General features: G+C 68.3%; 12 protein-coding genes. 8 read left to right on the forward strand and 4 right to left on the reverse strand.

Features of this window, described 5'->3' with window-relative positions:
• Window positions 1–47: 47 nt before the first annotated feature.
• The 3 genes from GK109_RS17675 to GK109_RS17685 all read left to right on the forward strand — a co-directional run bounded on the left by GK109_RS17675 (window position 48) and on the right by GK109_RS17685 (window position 5,802).
• Window positions 48–1,232, forward strand: a complete 1,185-nt coding sequence (locus GK109_RS17675) for an exonuclease SbcCD subunit D (protein WP_157241854.1) — start codon at window positions 48–50, stop codon at window positions 1,230–1,232.
• A complete protein-coding gene (locus GK109_RS17680) occupies window positions 1,229–4,297 on the forward strand; it encodes an AAA family ATPase (protein WP_157241855.1) in 3,069 nt (1,022 codons plus the stop codon). Before GK109_RS17675 ends, GK109_RS17680 begins: the two co-directional genes overlap by 4 nt.
• A gap of 98 nt (window positions 4,298–4,395) precedes the next feature.
• Complete coding sequence (locus tag GK109_RS17685) at window positions 4,396–5,802, forward strand: MFS transporter (RefSeq protein WP_157241856.1); 1,407 nt, start codon at window positions 4,396–4,398, stop codon at window positions 5,800–5,802.
• On the opposite strand, the gene GK109_RS17690 is transcribed toward GK109_RS17685, so the two are convergent.
• On the reverse strand, window positions 5,799–6,533 hold the full coding sequence (locus tag GK109_RS17690) for an IclR family transcriptional regulator (protein WP_197432489.1): 735 nt from the start codon (window positions 6,531–6,533) through the stop codon (window positions 5,799–5,801). The two genes, GK109_RS17685 and GK109_RS17690, sit on opposite strands and share 4 nt — an antisense overlap.
• A 290-nt stretch (window positions 6,534–6,823) precedes the next feature.
• On the opposite strand from GK109_RS17690, the gene GK109_RS17695 reads away from it, so the two are divergent.
• Window positions 6,824–8,155, forward strand: a complete 1,332-nt coding sequence (locus GK109_RS17695) for an MFS transporter (protein WP_157241858.1) — start codon at window positions 6,824–6,826, stop codon at window positions 8,153–8,155.
• Window positions 8,156–8,286: 131 nt separating this feature from the next.
• On the opposite strand, the gene GK109_RS17700 is transcribed toward GK109_RS17695, so the two are convergent.
• The 3 genes from GK109_RS17700 to GK109_RS17710 all read right to left on the reverse strand — a co-directional run bounded on the left by GK109_RS17700 (window position 8,287) and on the right by GK109_RS17710 (window position 11,279).
• A complete protein-coding gene (locus GK109_RS17700; protein WP_157241859.1) occupies window positions 8,287–8,934 on the reverse strand; it encodes a phosphoribosyltransferase in 648 nt (215 codons plus the stop codon).
• A gap of 19 nt (window positions 8,935–8,953) precedes the next feature.
• The gene (locus GK109_RS17705; protein ID WP_157241860.1) at window positions 8,954–9,781 is read right to left on the reverse strand and encodes an alpha/beta fold hydrolase; all 828 of its coding nucleotides are present in this window, start codon (window positions 9,779–9,781) and stop codon (window positions 8,954–8,956) included.
• 67 nt (window positions 9,782–9,848) lie between these two features.
• Entirely contained in the window at window positions 9,849–11,279 is a 1,431-nt protein-coding gene (locus GK109_RS17710) for an amino acid permease (RefSeq protein WP_157241861.1), read from the reverse strand.
• 244 nt (window positions 11,280–11,523) lie between these two features.
• On the opposite strand from GK109_RS17710, the gene GK109_RS17715 reads away from it, so the two are divergent.
• Genes GK109_RS17715 through nadC form a run of 4 tightly spaced genes read left to right on the forward strand, consistent with a single transcriptional unit; the run spans window position 11,524 to window position 16,223 of the window.
• Window positions 11,524–12,234, forward strand: a complete 711-nt coding sequence (locus GK109_RS17715; protein ID WP_104998334.1) for an NUDIX domain-containing protein — start codon at window positions 11,524–11,526, stop codon at window positions 12,232–12,234.
• Window positions 12,231–13,535: a quinolinate synthase NadA gene (nadA, locus tag GK109_RS17720; protein WP_157241862.1), complete on the forward strand. Its 1,305-nt coding sequence runs from the start codon at window positions 12,231–12,233 to the stop codon at window positions 13,533–13,535. The genes GK109_RS17715 and nadA overlap by 4 nt, the downstream gene beginning before the upstream one ends.
• Window positions 13,535–15,343 (forward strand): L-aspartate oxidase, encoded by a 1,809-nt coding sequence (nadB, locus tag GK109_RS17725; RefSeq protein WP_157241863.1) that lies wholly within the window; start codon window positions 13,535–13,537, stop codon window positions 15,341–15,343. The genes nadA and nadB overlap by 1 nt, the downstream gene beginning before the upstream one ends.
• Complete coding sequence (gene nadC, locus GK109_RS17730) at window positions 15,336–16,223, forward strand: carboxylating nicotinate-nucleotide diphosphorylase (RefSeq protein ID WP_197432490.1); 888 nt, start codon at window positions 15,336–15,338, stop codon at window positions 16,221–16,223. The genes nadB and nadC overlap by 8 nt, the downstream gene beginning before the upstream one ends.
• Window positions 16,224–16,229: the final 6 nt, after the last annotated feature.

Raw genomic sequence — 16,229 nt, forward strand, 5'->3', positions numbered from 1 at the left:
CCGCGGCGGTTGCCGTCGCTGTCAGTGGCAGCCGATAGCTTAGGAACATGCGGTTACTACACACTTCGGACTGGCATTTGGGCCGGTCTTTCCACGGCGTCGGGATGCTGGACGCCCAGCGCGCCTTCGTTGACCAGCTGGTCGGTGCCGTCAAGCAGCACGGCGTGGACGTTGTCCTGGTGGCGGGGGACGTCTATGACCGCGCCCTTCCCGGCGTGGACGTGGTACGCCTGCTTGACGAGGCCCTGGTGCGCCTGACCGCTGCCGGCGCCAAGGTGGTGCTGACCAGCGGCAACCATGATTCCGCCATCCGCCTGGGCTTTGCGTCCCGGCTCCTGGAACGCGGGGGAGTGCACCTCCGCACCAGGATCGAGGACCTGGACGAACCGCTGCTGCTGCCGCTGGGGGACGCGGCTGCCGGGGAAGGTGGCAAGGCCGTGCTGGCCATCTACGGCATTCCGTGGCTCGAACCCCGGCTCGTCGCCGAACAACTCGGTGCGGACACCCCCAGCCACTTTGAAGTTACCCGGGCCGCAACAGGGATGATCCGCGAGGACATCAAGCGGCGTTCAGCATCGGCCACCGTTCATTCCGTGGTCCTGGCCCACACCTTCGCCAGCGGGGGGATCAGCTCGGACAGCGAGCGGGACCTCAGCATCGGCGGCGTCGGGGCCGTACCGCTGGACCTCTTCGAGGGCTTCAGCTACGCCGCACTGGGGCACCTGCACGGACGCCAAACCCTGTCGCCCCAGGTGAGGTATTCGGGCTCGCCGCTCGCTTACTCCTTTTCGGAAGCCACCCACCAGAAAGGCGGCTGGCTCGTGGACCTCGGCGCGGACGGAGTCACCTCAGTGCGGGAAGTCCTGTGGCCGGCGCCGCGCGCACTGGCCGTGCTGCGCGGGCCCCTGGCTGAGCTGCTGGAATCGCCCGCGCACCAGTGGGCCGAAACCGCCTACTGCCAGGTCACCCTGACCGACGCCCAGCGGCCCGCCCGAGCCATGGAGCGGCTCCGTTCCCGGTTCCCGGACACCCTGGTCCTTGGTTTCGATCCGGAGGGCGGAGCCCAGGCCGCCGCCTCAAGCTACAGCAGCAGGCTGGCCGAGGCGCCGGACGACCTGGCGGTGTGCTGCGGCTTCCTGGAACATGTGCGCGGCAGGGAACCCGATGCGGCCGAAAAAGCCGCGGTGGCTGCTGCCCTGGAGAACGTCCGGCTCCTGGAGGCTTCACGATGAGGATCCACCGCCTCCTGATCTCCGCGTTCGGGCCCTTTGCCGGTACCGAGGAGATTGACTTCGACAGGCTCAGCGCCCATGGCCTTTTCCTGCTCAACGGCCCAACAGGCGCAGGAAAGACCAGCGTCCTGGATGCCATCTGCTTTGCCCTGTACGGCTCCGTTCCCGGGGCCCGCCAGGACGGGAAAAGGCTCCGCAGCGACCATGCGGAACCGGCGCAGGAGCCTGCCGTCACCTGTGAGTTCTCGGCCCAGGGCCGCCGCTTCGAAGTGACGCGGTCCCCGGCCTGGGACAAGCCGAGCGCCCGGGGGAAGAACGGCTTCACCACGCAGCAGGCCAAGACGCTGCTGCGTGAACGCGTCAGCGGAACCTGGACGGAAAAGTCCGCCCGCAATGATGAGGCAGGCGCAGAGATTCTGGCCCTGCTTGGCATGGACCGGGAGCAGTTCACCCGGGTGGTGATGCTGCCCCAGGGCGACTTCGCCGCTTTCCTCCGTTCCAAGGCCACCGACCGGCTGGAACTTCTGCAGAAGCTTTTTGGTACCGAGCGGTTCGAATCGGTGGAGCAGGAACTGGCCCGCCAGGCGCAGGCAGCCAAGGAGGAAGTCTCCCTCCTCGCCGGCCAGCTCGAAATCCTGGCGGCGCGGGCGGAGTCGGAGACGGCCCCCCTGGGGCTGGACGGGGCCGGCGCTCCATCCCCGGATGATGCGGTGGCCCGGCTTGAATGGCTTGAAAGCGCGGTAAACGGGCGGCTGGCGGAACTCACGGGCCAAGCGGAACGGGCGGAAGCCGCAAGCACCGAATGCAGGGACGCCGTGGAAGCGGAAGCAGCGCGCGGGGAGCGGCGCCGCAAACTCGATTCCGCCGCGGCCCGGAAAGCGGCCGTGGACCAGGGGGCGCAGTTGCTGGAGGAACAGCTCCTCCGGCTGGCCCGGCACCGGAAAGCCGAGGTCCTGCACGGGCAGCTGCTGAACGTTGATGCAGGTGTCGCGAAGGTCCGGCGGGCCGCTACTGCCGTGGAGTCCGCCTTTACGTTGCTCAGCATGGCCGCAGGGGAAGACCCCGAGTTGTCCCAGCTGGAGTTGGGAATTGGCGCGGTCCCGCCTGCGGACGGGGCAGGAGCCGCTGCCGGCTGCGCCGCCGAACTGGGGCGCCTGCGTTCGCTCCTTGCCGTCGTGGAGGCCCGGGTGCCGGACGAGGACAGGCTGCTGGGCCTCCGGAAGCGCCACAGCGGGCTGGTGAAAAAGCAGGAAGAACTCGCCGCCGTCCTCGTGCAGGCGGGGAGCCGCTCCGAAGAACTCCAGGCCGAGCGGCGCCGCCTCCAGGACGGGCTGCAGGATCTCGAGCAGCGAGCGGGTGCCGAGGCCCTGCGGCGGAAGGAAGCCGCGGCCGCGGAGGAGCTGCTCGACGTCGTCAGGCGCTATGGCGGGGCCGTTGCTGTCCGGGACCAGGTCAAAGTCCGGTACGACGGGTTCCGGGACAGCCAGCTGGAAGCAAAACGCCACTGGCTGGACCTCAGGGAAGAGAGGCTCGCAAACGCGGCTGCTGAGCTGGCCGCCAAGCTGGTACCGGGCGAACACTGTGCCGTCTGTGGCAGCACCGATCATCCCGCCCCCGCCGCAGGCGGTCCGGGTGGTCCAGGGCTCGCGCAGGAGGAGGAGGAAGCGCGGCGTGTCCACGAGGCGGCGGAGGCCGCCTGTGCCGTGGTTGCCCATGAACTGGCAGAAGCCAGCCAATTGGTGGCCGTCCTGGCGGGCCAGGGCGGGGAAACAGCCGCGGAAGAGGCCGAAAACGGCGCGGTCCGCGCGCGCCTGGCAGCTGCCGAGGCAGAGGCCGCGGTCAAGGAACTCAGCGCTGTCCGGTTGCGGCTCGAGAAGCTTGAGGCCGCTGTCGAAGCAGCACAAAAATCGAGGACGGACGCAGAAGCCGAGCTTGCCCGGACTGTGGCCTCGCTGGCCGATGTGACCGAACAGTCCGCCGCCCTTGACCAGGCACTGGCCGGGCTCAGGGGAAGCCACCGGAGCCTGGCCCAGCGGTTGCGCGCGCTGGAAAACGCAGTGGCAGTCCTCAATAAGGCGGTTGAAGCACAGGCCCAGCTGGAACAGGCGGAGGCCCAGGCCGCCGAGGCGCGGGAGCAGCTGGAACAGGCTCTTCCTGCCGCCGGCTTCGCAACCGCCGGCGAGGCCCGGGAACAGCTGCTTGAGGCCGCCGAGGCAACTGCCCTCCAGGCCAGCGTGCGGGCCGCCCAGGACGAGCAGGCAAAGGTAGCGGAACTGTTCGTTTCAGCGGATGTTGTGCTGGCACTGGAAGAAAAGTCGGCCGGTTACGAAGTGGACCCGGCGCGGCTTGCGGGGTTCCGGGAAGCTGCGGCCACCGCAGTGCAGGAAGCCCGGGACGCGGACCTTGCTGCCGGCATGGCGTCCAGGTGCCTGGCCTCGCTCCGGGGTATCCGGGCCGAGTACAGCGATCTGGCAGGATCGGCGCGGCAGCCTGCCGAGCGGGCACAGATGCTCGCGGGCCTGGCGGATGCCGCAGCAGGCCGGGGCGAGAACACATACCGGATGAGCCTGAATAGCTATGTCCTGGCCGCCCGCCTGGAGCAGGTGGCCCTGGCGGCCTCGGAGCGGCTGGTGGCCATGAGCGATGGCCGGTACCTGCTCCAGCACACTGATGCCAAGGCCGCGCGCGGCGCAAAGTCGGGGCTTGGCCTGGAGGTAGTGGACCAGTGGACCGGGTTCCGCCGGGACACCTCCACGCTGTCCGGAGGCGAGTCGTTCATGGCCTCCCTGTCCCTGGCGCTCGGGTTGGCGGACGTGGTCCAGCAGGAGGCCGGCGGAGTGGAGATCGAAACCCTGTTCGTGGACGAAGGGTTCGGCAGCCTGGATGAGCAGTCCCTCGAACAGGTGATGGACGCCCTTGAAGGCCTCCGGGACGGCGGCCGCGTGGTGGGGCTTGTCAGCCACGTGGCAGAGATGAAGCAGCGGATCGGCGCCCAGCTCCAAGTACTGAAAGGCCGGAACGGATCGACGCTGCGGATCTCCGACGCGGTGGATGCTCCCGTGTGACAGCGGCGGCGGTCTCGGGAGCCGGATATAATTGGACAGTTACCGGGTTGCGCGCATCGGGAGGAGGGACGGTGTGCACAACATGAACGAGCCCGGAATTGACTTCATCCACCTCACCTGACAGCCCGCAAGTAACTGTCCCTGCCGGCCAGCCGTCGCCTTCCCCTGCACCCGCCCACGTCCCTGAGCCGCCTGGCGCCGCCAACCAGCCAGCTGCCAACCCGACGTCCGCCAACCCGGCTCTCGGCGGCAGCCGCTTCGCCCGGCTGCCCCGTCTTGCCGGCCGCAGCTTTATTCCGCTGGGGCTGTTTGCGCGGCTTCCGCTGGCCATGCTGACAGTCGGGACACTCACGCTGGTTACGTCAGCCAGCGGTTCCTACGCACTGGGCGGGACGGCTGCCGGTGCGGTCGGGATCGGTTCGGCATTGGGCGCTCCGGCCTTGGGAGCCTTGGCCGACCGGCGCGGACAACGTCCCGTGCTGGTGATCGCGTCCCTCCTTAATACCGCGGCAGTGGTGGCCCTGATGCTTGCGGTGTGGGCCATGGGGGAGTTCGGCGGTGTCACTGCGGCGGTGCTGGCGTCCGCCTTCGTGTCCGGTGCAAGCTGTCCGCAGGTCGGACCGCTGGCCAGGGTGCGGTGGATGGCCCTGGCCTCACGGGGGCCGGCCGCGGACAGGGCGAAGGACCTGCACACTGCCCTTTCCTACGAAAGCACCGCGGACGAGGTGACTTTTGTCCTTGGGCCGGCCCTGGTGGGAATCCTGGCCAGCCTGCTGGCGCCCTGGCTGCCCCTTGCCCTTGCGGCGGCCATGACCATCACCTTCGTTCCGGCCTTCGCGGTGCACCGCACCCATCGTGCCGTTCCGGTCATCAGGGCTGCTCCGGCGGGCAGCGCGGCCCGGACCGCCGCGGACCGGCGTTCGCAGGGTGCAGGAACCGCTGCCGGGCGCCTCCCGGCAGCGGTGGCCCTGCCGGTGTTTGCCATGGTGTGCATGGGAACGTTCTTTGGCTCGACGCAGGCCGCCCTGAGCTCGTTTTCGGGATTGTTTGGAGGCTCGGAGGTTGCCGGCCTGCTGTACGCCTCGATGGGCCTGAGCTCGGCCGCGGCGGCATTGTCGGTTGCCTACTGGCCGCAGGCCTTCAGCCTGTCCGGGCGGTGGGCGCTTTGCGCCGGGCTGATGGCCGCGCTGGCCCTGCTCCTGCTGCTGCCGTCCTCGATGCCCGGGATGGTGGCGGCGCTGCTGGTCCTGGGCCTCCCGGTGGGGCCGGTCATGGTCACGGTCTTTGGCGTCGGCGGTGCCGTCGCTCCGGCTGGCCGGCTCGGCACCGTAATGACGGCGCTGGCCAGCGGCATCGTGGCCGGCACTGCCCTTGGCTCGTCCTTGGGCGGCCAGCTGGCCGAACTGCACGGCTACGCAGCGGCGTTTGTTGTCCCGGTCTGTGCCGCAGCGGTCCTGGCACTCCTGGGTGCCGCGTCCGGCGTTGTTCTTCGCCGCAGGCCCTAAGCCAGTTGCCGCTCGATCCTGGCGGCGCTCTCCACCAGAGCCGCGCCCACCGTCGCGGGGTCATGGGATGAGCGGATATAGACGACGGCGAGGGCGGCCGGGCGGCTGCCGGGTACCCGGACGGGCGCAGCCAGGGACGATACGCCGGCGATGACCTCGTCGTGGCTGGCCGAGTATCCGGCGCGGCGGGCCTCGGCGGCCTCGGGGCGGTAGGGGATTCCCGTGGCCAGCCGGTCCCATTCGGCCTCGGTGAGCGCCGACTGGATGGCGATGCCCGGGGCGCCGGCGTTGACGGGATGGCGGGTGCCGGGGTGCTGGGCCACAGTGGCGCCCGAGTGCCTGGGTTCCACCGTGAGCAGGGTGATGCAGTCGTGGTGGTCCCACACGGCCACGAACGCCGTCATATCCAGGGTATTGGCGAGTTGCGTCAGCTCCGGAAGGGCTGCCGCCTGCAGGTTGCGCGAAACCCCGCGTGCCAGGACAGCCAGCCCCGGCCCCGGCTGGACCCGCCCGGCGTCGTCCCGCACCAGCAGCGAGTGGTCCTCCAGGGTCCGGAGGATGCGGTACGCCACCGACCGGTGCACGCCCATCGCGTCCGCCAGTTCCGCAATGGTCAGCGGGCCGGGCGCTGCCGCGAGGATCTCCAGGGCGCGGATTCCCCGGGACAGGGTTTGCGACGCGGACGCCTGGGCCGGCGCTGCTCCGGCCGGCGCTGCAGCGGTGGGATTCATGGTGACCATCCTAGGTGGCAGGTTCCGGCAGGGGGTGCCGGGGATCCGGCCAGGCGCGCGGTGTCCTCAATTCGAAAGGGCAATTCAAATATAGAACTGGGTGATCGCGGAGCCCAAACGTCAGGTCGGCTTTCCTGCAGGTTCCCGCAGTTCAACCGGCTGCGCATAAAAGTTTGCGCGGGCCGTGTTGTGCCTCACATTTTCGTAGTACCCTACTAACTAACTGACCGTTCTGTCGGTAATCCTGATGGCGTCCCGGCAGCGCTGCTGCCTTGAACAATGGAGTTTCAATGACCACACCTTCCAAGGTGGACACACTCGCCGGTCCCAGCACCCGGCGGGAGGAACGCAAGGTCCTCGCCGGCACCCTCGTCGGAACCACCATCGAGTGGTACGACTTCTTCATTTTTGCCCAGTTGACCGCAACGCTGCTGTCGCCGCTGTTCCTGGCACCGCTGAACCAGTCCAACCCCGGGCTGGCACAGATCCTCTCATTCGCCCTGATCGGCATCAGCTTCCTCTTCCGGCCCCTCGGCGCCGTGGTGGCCGGCCACCTGGGCGACCGCCTGGGCCGCAAGGCGATGCTGGTCTTCACCCTGGTGATGATGGGTGCAGCCACCGCCCTGATCGGCATGCTGCCCACCTACGCCCAGATCGGCGCCTGGGCACCTGTGCTGCTGATCACGCTCCGCATCATCCAGGGCTTCTCAGCCGGCGGCGAGTGGGGCGGCGCGGCGTTGATGGCCGTTGAACACGCGCCCCTGAACAAGCGCGGCCTCTTCGGTGCCTACCCGCAGATCGGCGTGCCCATCGGCATGATCCTGGCCACAGGCCTGCTCTTCTTCCTCAACACCAGCATGTCCAAGGAGGACTTCGCGGCCTGGGGCTGGCGCGTGCCGTTCCTGCTCTCCATCGTCCTTATCGTGGTGGGCTACCTGATCCGGCGGGCGGTGGCCGAAAGCCCCGTCTTCCGGGAGATGGCTGCCCGGAAGCAGGAAAGCAAGGCCCCGCTGGGCGAGCTGGTCCGCAGCCACAAGAAGCCGGTCCTGTACTCCACCATGATCTTCATCGGGAACAATGCGGCCGGCTACCTGCTGATTGCCTTCTTCATCGCCTACGCCACCAGGACCTTGAAGATGCCTACCGCGGAGGTGCTGCTGGCCACCACCCTGGCCTCCTTCGGCTGGCTGATCTTCACCCTTGCAGGCGGCTGGCTCTCGGACCGCATCGGCCGGGTCAAGACCTTCCTGACGGGCTACGCCATCATCTTCGCCTGGATGATCCCGATGTTCGCACTCATCGACACCAAGAACATCTGGTTCTACGGCCTGGCGCTGTTTGTCCTCACCATCGGGCTTGGGCTGTCCTACGGGCCCATGTCAGCAATGTACGCCGAGATGTTCCCCGCGAATGTGCGGTACTCCGGGATTTCCATCGGCTACGCTTTCGGCGCCATCCTGGGCGGGGCATTCGCGGCGACCATCGCTGAAACGCTGCTGCAGTCCACCAAGTGGACCGGATCCATTGGCATCTACATCATGGTCCTGTGCGTCATCTCCGCCATTGGTGTGGTTCTGGCCAAGGAAACCAAGGGGCGGCCGCTCGGCGTCAGCCACCACTAATCCCACCACCGCCCAGTGCAGGACGACGGCGGGCCGGACCATGGCGGTCCGGCCCGCTTCGCCGTCTGGGCCGCCTGTGCCGTGCCGGTTCGTCTCCTTTGCCATACTGCGAAAGGACATGGCCTGCTGTGTTACTGCTCCAGGATGCTGATCGCATCGTCGTCCGACAACTGCTCAAAGTGCCGGTAGAAACTGCCGACCGCGCGGAACTTTCCGGGCAGGTGCAGGCACAGGACGGCGTCGCATGCGCGCTCCACGGAGGCCTCTGCCTCAATGGAGCCGACCGGGGCAGCCGCCACGACGGTTGCCGCGCCGCCGTCGCGCACTGCTTCCACTGCTGCGCGCATGGTGGCTCCCGTCGCCAGGCCGTCATCGACCAGGAGGACGGTCTTTCCGGCGAGGTCGAGGTCCACGCCCGGATAGAGCTCCGCGCGGCGGAGCAGCTCGGCGCGTTCCCGCTGCTCCACGGCGTCGAGCCATTCCTGGCGGACGCCGTGTTCAAGGACGCGGTCCAGCAGGGGCTTGTTGACCAGCCGGACTGTTCGGCCGTGGACCCAGGCCAGGGCGCCGTAGGCTGTTTCTTCATGGCCGGGAATTCCGAGCTTCCGGACCAGGACGGTTCCGAGTGGAAGATGGAGGGCCTTTGCCACCGCGGCTGCCACGGGGATTCCCCCGCGGGCCAAGCCAAGCACAAGGGTGTCGGGCCGCTCCCGGAACTGCGGAAGGATGGCCGCAAGGCGTTCGCCGGCGTCCGTACGGTCTTCGAAGAACGTGCGCATCAGTCCCTCCGCGAAAAGGCTAGACGGCCAGAAAGGAAATGGCAGCCTGCTTGAAGGCCCTGCTCGTCACAGCGTTCGTATGGTTCCTGCCGGGCAGGATAAGCTGCTCGGCCATGGAACCGGCCTTCCGCGCCAGTTCTTCAAGCTGCGGCAGGCTGGCGGCCCGTTCGTCCATTTCCCCCGCCACCAGGAGCATCGGCACGTGGGGAACTGCCTCTGCGGGGTCGTACGGCTCGGCCTTGATGGCCTCCACCAGGGAGAGCAGCGCGAAGATGTTGTTGCTGGGCAGCAGGAGTGCCATCTTGAGCAGCCGGGCCGTGGACTCGTCGGCTATGGGTGTGCCGTCGGCAAGGTAATCCTGCGCGGCGCGAAGGTCGAACTCGGCCAGCGGATCAGAAATGTTGGGGCCGCCAAGGACAAGGCGGTGGGTGATTTCCGGCTGGGTGGCGCCGAATTCCCAGGCGAGCCTGGAGCCCAGCGAGTAGCCCACAATGTCGAGGCCGCTGGAAGGGTCACCCTTCTGCAAAGGCCGCACGCCGGCGTCGAACGCTGTTTGAAGCAGGTCTGCGCGGATCCTGCTGGGGGAGTAGGAGTCCCGGTCCTCCGGGGCGCCGCTGCGGCCGTGGCCGGGCAGGTCCACCGTGATAACCCGCCGGCCGGCGTCCAGCAGCGCGGACACCCACCCGGTGTCCTCCCAGTTGAGCTTGCTGGAGGAGGAGAACCCGTGCACCAGCAGGACCGGGCGGAACCCGGCATCAACCGCAGGATCATGCACCGCCACGTAGAGTTGCGGGTCCGTGCCTTCCACGGTGTGCGTGTGCTGTTGGCCGGTGTGCCTGCCGCTCATGGTGTCAGTCCTCATCAAGTACGGCGCCCAGGCGGACCCGGCGCTTCGGAACCTCGTGCTACTGGTTTTACTCTACCTGCCGGCCGCCCGGCTGTTTCCCCTCACCGGCGGCAGCCTCCGGGCGGCGGGTCCGGGCGGTGAGCCGGGCGCCCGCCGCGCAGGCCAGGGCAATCCCGGCGATAAGGGCAAAGGTGCTGAAGAGCTGGAGGCGGCTCTCTTCCGCGCTGAACCCCACAGCGAAAATGACGGCCAGCAGGACAAGTCCCAGGATGGTCAGCCCGGGGAAACCCTTCATCCGGAGGGGCAGCGGAATTCCTGCCCGGTCCGCCCGCCGCCGCAGGATCAGCTGGGAGACGAGGGCGCTTCCCCAGACCACCAGGCAGGTGGAGCCCACCAGCTGGAACAGGGCCGGAAGGATCCGTTCGGGGAACAGCAGCTCCAGGACGGTGGCGATGAAACCGAAGGCGACCGATACCCCCACCGCGAGCATGGGGACGTTGGCGCCGCCCAGGCGGGTGAGGATGCGGGGCGCTGCGGAGCGCTGTGCGAGGGAGTAGGCCATCCGGGACGCCCCGTAGAGATTGGCGTTCAGTGCGGAGAGGAGTGCGACGACGGCCACCAGGGTGATCGCCGTTCCGGCGCCGGGGATTCGCGCCGCGTCCAGCACGCCGGCGAAGGGTGAGGCGAGGCTTTCCGAGGTGGCCGGAAGGACGGCGGCGATGACGAACACGGAGCCGATATAGAACACCAGGATGCGCCAGACAACAGTGCGGATGGCCTTGGCCACGCTCCGCTCCGGATCCTGTGTTTCGGCCGCGGCAACGGACACAATCTCCGTCCCGCCGAACGCGAAGATGACCACGAAGAGTGCGGACGCAATGCCGCCCAGGCCCTGCGGCGCAAAGTCGCCGGTGATATTGGACAGTCCGGGTGATGTGACGGGCAGCAGGCCCAGGAGGAGGACGGCACCCACGGCCAGGAACAGCACGATCGCGGCAACTTTGAGGATGGCGAACCAGAACTCGAACTCGCCGAAGTTCCGGGCCCCCGCGAGGTTGATGCCGGTAAAAACCACCATGAACACCAGTGCCAGCGCCCACACTGGAATGACCGGCCAGACGGAGAAGAGGAGTGCGGCTGCCCCCAGCGCTTCGGCGGCGATCACCACCACGAGCTGGAGCCACCAGAGCCAGCCGATCGTGGCGCCGGCCGTCTTCCCCAAAGCGCGTTCCGCGTAAACGGAGAAGGCGCCGCTGTTGGGGTTCGCGGCAGCCATTTCGCCCAGGGCCCACATGACCAGGATGATCAGGGTGCCGGCCACCAGGTAGGAAATGAGGACGGCGGGGCCGGCGGCCTGCACTCCCGCGCCCGAGCCCAGGAACAGGCCGGCGCCGATGGCGCTGCCGAGCCCCATCATGGTCAGCTGCCGGGGCTTCATGCTGTGGGGAGGATGCGCGGGCTTTCCGGTGGGCCGGGCTGTGGTGGACTTCATCGTCATGTGCCGTGAACCTTCTTGGGGTTTGGATGGTGCCGCCTTGTGGGACCTCTTGAATTTACCGTTTACGGTCCCGCAGCGGAATTTGATGCCCCCGGGCGGCGGGAACCCCGGGACGGCAAACTTCCGAAATAGTTGGCGTTTATGGAGCGGCAGGCCGTAGAATTAGTTTTGGTCAAAATGACCATAACTCAGTCGGGCGCCTTTGCGGAGGGCGAGCCCCTGGTCCCCGGAAAGGCGGTGGGACATGTACTCCAGTTCTGCCAACGTCTCCGAGCGCCAGGCCGCGCCGCCGTCGCTGGCCATCTCCACGGTCATCTTCGCGCTCCGCCCCAGTGAAAAATCCGGGCGCCCTACGCTCTGGCTGCCGCTGGTGCGAAGGATCCGGGAACCCTTCAAAGGACTATGGGCGCTGCCGGGCGGCCCGCTGAGCCACGCGGAGTCGCTCCAGGACGCGGCCTCACGGAACCTGAGGGAGACAACAGGACTTGCCCCCAGCTACCTGGAGCAGTTGTACGCGTTCGGCGGGCTTCACCGCTCACCCACCCAGCGCGTGGTTTCGATCGTCTACTGGGCCCTGGTCCAGCCGACCGAAGCCGCGCTCGCGGATGAGTCCGAGAACGTCCGGTGGTTCCGTGCGGACCGCCTTGGCGAACTCGCCTTTGACCACAACGCGATCGTGGACTACGCGTTGTGGCGGCTGCGCAACAAGTTGGCCTACGGCTCCGTGGCCTACCACCTGCTGGGGGAATACTTCACCCTTGCCCAGGTGCGGGAGGTTTACGAAGCCGTCCTGGACCGCGAGTTGGATCCGGCGAACTTCCGCAGGCAGCTCAAGTCCACCCCCGAAATAGAGGAAACGGGCGAGTACCTCCAGGGCGGCAAGCACCGTCCACCGCGCCTCTACCGCTTTACCGGCCGGCCCGGCCTTGACCCAGACAACAGGAGCACACCATGAGCAGCGTCAACACGGCAATCCAGCTGATCACGCGCGAGCAGGCCGAAAACGGCGCCACCGCAAAGGGCAGCACCTGCAGCCCGGCCCTGGCCAAGGGCCCCTGGGACTACGACCTTGCCGAGGCGCTCGCCGGCGTTCCCGCCTACGGCCCGGGTGCCTCCAGTGCGGACGTGGCTCCCGCCGCCACCCCCCGCCAGGGCCAGCTGCCCGAGGAATACAAACTGGCCAGCGACGCCGAGCTGGGCGAAAGGATCCTGGCCGCGAAGGCTGCGCTGGGGGACCGGGCCGTCATCCTGGGGCACTTCTACCAGCGCGATGAAGTGATCCAGTACGCCGACTTCGTGGGCGACTCCTTCCAGCTGGCCAACGCCGCACTCACCCGTCCGGACGCAGAGGCGATCGTTTTCTGTGGCGTCCACTTCATGGCCGAAACCGCTGACATCCTCTCCGCCCCCGGGCAGGCCGTCGTCCTGCCCAACCTGGCGGCCGGCTGCTCCATGGCGGACATGGCCGACGCCGACTCCGTGGCTGAGTGCTGGGAGCAGCTTGAGGAGATTTACGGCACGGAGCCCGACGCCGAGGGCCGGGTTCCGGTCATCCCCGTCACCTACATGAATTCCTCCGCCGCGCTGAAGGCCTTCTGCGGCGAGCGCGGCGGCATCGTCTGCACCTCCTCCAACGCCAGGACGGTCCTTGAGTGGGCGTTCCAGCGCGCCCGGCGGGTGCTGTTCTTCCCGGACCAGCACCTGGGCCGCAACACTGCCAAGGCCCTGGGCGTGCCGCTGGAGCAGATGCCCATGTGGAATCCGCGCAAGGACCTGGGCGGCAACGACGAGCAGGCGCTGCTCGATTCCCGCGTCATCCTGTGGCACGGGTTCTGCTCGGTGCACAAGCGCTTCACCGTGGCCCAGATCGAGAAAGCCCGCGCCGACTTCCCCGGCGTCCAGGTGATCGTGCACCCGGAGTGCCCCATGGAGGTGGTGGACGCTGCCGATTCGGCCGGCTCCACCGACTTCATCAGGAAGGCCATCGCCGCGGCCACGGAACCCACCACTTTTGCCATCGGCACAGAGATCAACATGGTGAACCGGCTTGCCGCCGAATACCCGCAGCACACCATCTTCTGCCTGGATCCCGTGATCTGCCCCTGCTCCACCATGTACCGCATCCACCCGGGCTACCTTGCCTGGGTGCTGGAGGAACTGGTGGCCGGGCGGATCGTCAACCGGATCACGGTGGCGGACTCCGTCCAGGACCATGCACGGACCGCGCTCGAGCGCATGCTCGCCGCCAGGCCATAATGTCCGCCGCGCCCATTGTGCCCGGCACGCGCCGGCGGCTGGTCGTCGTCGGCAGCGGTATTGCCGGACTTTACGCCGCACTGCTGGCGGCCGACGCCGGGGCAGACGTGGTGCTGCTGAGCAAGGGCCAGCTTTGCGAGAGCAACACCTGGTACGCCCAGGGCGGCATCTCAGCCGTGCTGGACGAGCCCACCCCCGGGGACACCGTTGCGGCCCACATTGCCGACACCCTCCAGGCAGGTGCGGGACACTGCAACGAAGAGGCAGTCCGGCTCATGTGCACGGAGGCCCGCAGGGACATTGCCGGGCTGGAACGGTTCGGCGTGGTCTTTGATCCCGGTACAGACGGCGGCCCGGCATTGGGGCTGGAAGCCGCCCATTCCGCCCCGCGGATCCTGCACGCGGGCGGCGACGCCACAGGCGCGAAGGTGGCCGCGGCCCTGATCCGTGCAGTGCTGGCCCGGCAGGCAGGCGGTTCCCTGGCACTTCATACCGGCGCCCACGCCACAGCCCTCCGGCAAACGGACGGCCACGTCAAGGGCGTCGAGTTCCTGCAGGACGGCCGGACACTCACACTGCGCGGGGACGCCGTGCTGCTCGCCACCGGCGGAGCGGGCCAGTTGTTTGCCCAGACCACCAACCCCGCGGTGGCCACCGCCGACGGCCTTGCGCTCGCCGTCCGCAGCGGGGCAGCAGTGTCCGACCTGGAATTCTTCCAGTTCCACCCCACCTGCCTGGTGCCCGGCGCCGGCACCCCGGGCCCGGGCACCGCCCGCGGGCTGGACCAGGATCCGCTCCTCATCTCCGAAGCCGTCCGCGGCGAAGGAGCCGTCCTCGTCGATGGCAACGGGAAGCGATTCATGCGGGCCTACCACCCCGGCGCCGAACTCGCCCCCCGCGACGTGGTCTCCCGCAGCATTGCCCTGCACCTTGCCAAGCTCGGCGATCCCAACGGCCACGTCTACCTCGACGCACGCGTCATTGAGCAAGCCAAGGGTCCCGGATTCCTGGCGAAGCGGTTCCCCACCCTCACGCAGAGGACCCTCGACGCCGGCATTGACTGGACCCGCGAACTCGTTCCGGTGGCACCCGCGGCCCACTACTGGATGGGCGGAGTCCTTACCGACCTCCACGGCCGCACCACTGTTCCAGGACTGTATGCGGCCGGGGAAGTTGCGTGCACCGGGGTCCAAGGGGCAAACCGGCTGGCCAGCAACTCCCTCCTGGAGGGACTCGTCTTCGGCCGCCGCGCTGTTGAACACTTCCTGGCAGGTGACGACGGCGGTGCGCCCCCTCGGGGCACCGATGCTCCGCGTGCTGCCTCGGCCGCGGGCGGCCTCCCCTTGACGCACGCTTCCGCACCGCTGCCCCGAGAAGCTATGGACGCCGGCACCTTCCCTGCTGTTTTAGTAGGCGAGCCGGCCGCATCAGCTGCTCCGGGTGGGAGCCGGCCGTCCAACTTCGGTGGGGGGAGTGAGCCGTTCTCCCGTGAGGCCCTGCGCCGGATGATGACTGCCAAGGCCGGGGTGCTTCGCTCCGGGGAGCTGCTCCGGGAAGCGGGGGACACCCTGGGGCGGTGGGCCGCCGTCGTTCGTCCCGGCACTGTTGCCCCTTCTGCGGACGCCCGACTGCATGAGGACCGGAACCTGCTCCTGGCAGCGCAGCTCCTGGTGGCTGCGGCCCAGGAACGCCAGGAGTCCTTGGGCGCCCATTACCGCAGCGATTGCCCGGAGGATGCTTCCGGCATCAGGGAAGAATTCGACACCACGTACCCGAACCGCCCGAAAGTGAGCATCCTCCATGACTGAAACAACCCTGCTTGACCTGGCGCTGCCGTCGGCGCCGGTGCGGGAGATCCTGGAGCGCGCCTTCGCCGAAGACGCTCCGGCGGGGGACATCACCTCCCAGCTGCTCATCCCCGCCGAAGCCCGCGCCACCGCCGTGCTGAACGCCCGCGTGCCCGGCGTCTTCAGCGGCGCCACCGTGTTCCGAGACGCCATGCTGCTGGTGGACCCGGACACGGACGTGGAACTGCTGCGGGGGGACGGCGACAGGTTCGACGCCGGCACGCACCTCGCGAGGGTCAGCGGACGGGCCCGCTCGGTACTGCTTGCCGAACGCGTGGCCCTCAACCTGGTCCAGCGGATGTCCGCGATCGCCACCAGGACCGCGGAATTCGTCGAGCTCACCGAAGGGACGCCCGCCCGCATTACCGACACCCGCAAGACCACCCCAGGACTGCGGATCCTGGAGCGCTTCGCGGTGCGCTGCGGGGGAGGCGCCAACCACCGGTACAGCCTGTCGGACGCGGTTCTCGCCAAGGACAACCACCTGGCCGTCATGACCGGAGGGGACCCCGCCAGGCTCACGGGACTGCTCCTGGCCGCCAAGGCGCAGCTGGGGCACACCACGCACTTCGAGGTCGAGGTGGACCGGATGGACCAGATCGAACCTGTCCTGGCGGCAGGCGTGGACACCATCATGCTGGACAACTTCACCGTGGAGGAGCTGCGCGCCGGCGTTGCCCTGGTTGCAGGCCGGGCACGGGTGGAGGCCAGCGGCAACGTCAACCTCACCACCGTCGCGGGAATTGCCGCCACGGGGGTGGACGTCATCTCCGTTGGCGCGCTCACCCACACGGTGGCCGCGCTGGACCTCGGCCTGGACGTGGAACTGACGGCCGGGTGAATACAC

The organism is Pseudarthrobacter sp. GA104 (genome assembly GCF_009741265.1).
GTDB lineage: Bacteria > Actinomycetota > Actinomycetes > Actinomycetales > Micrococcaceae > Arthrobacter.

Coding starts and splice junctions, on each gene's coding strand:
- nadC (WP_197432490.1), top strand. CDS start 15,336: ATGACTGAAACAACCCTGCTTGACCTGGCGCTGCCGTCGGCGCCGGTG.
- GK109_RS17700 (WP_157241859.1), bottom strand. CDS start 8,934: ATGCGCACGTTCTTCGAAGACCGTACGGACGCCGGCGAACGCCTTGCG.
- GK109_RS17675 (WP_157241854.1), top strand. CDS start 48: ATGCGGTTACTACACACTTCGGACTGGCATTTGGGCCGGTCTTTCCAC.
- GK109_RS17690 (WP_197432489.1), bottom strand. CDS start 6,533: ATGAATCCCACCGCTGCAGCGCCGGCCGGAGCAGCGCCGGCCCAGGCG.
- GK109_RS17715 (WP_104998334.1), top strand. CDS start 11,524: ATGTACTCCAGTTCTGCCAACGTCTCCGAGCGCCAGGCCGCGCCGCCG.
- GK109_RS17705 (WP_157241860.1), bottom strand. CDS start 9,781: ATGAGCGGCAGGCACACCGGCCAACAGCACACGCACACCGTGGAAGGC.
- nadA (WP_157241862.1), top strand. CDS start 12,231: ATGAGCAGCGTCAACACGGCAATCCAGCTGATCACGCGCGAGCAGGCC.
- GK109_RS17695 (WP_157241858.1), top strand. CDS start 6,824: ATGACCACACCTTCCAAGGTGGACACACTCGCCGGTCCCAGCACCCGG.
- nadB (WP_157241863.1), top strand. CDS start 13,535: ATGTCCGCCGCGCCCATTGTGCCCGGCACGCGCCGGCGGCTGGTCGTC.
- GK109_RS17680 (WP_157241855.1), top strand. CDS start 1,229: ATGAGGATCCACCGCCTCCTGATCTCCGCGTTCGGGCCCTTTGCCGGT.
- GK109_RS17710 (WP_157241861.1), bottom strand. CDS start 11,279: ATGACGATGAAGTCCACCACAGCCCGGCCCACCGGAAAGCCCGCGCAT.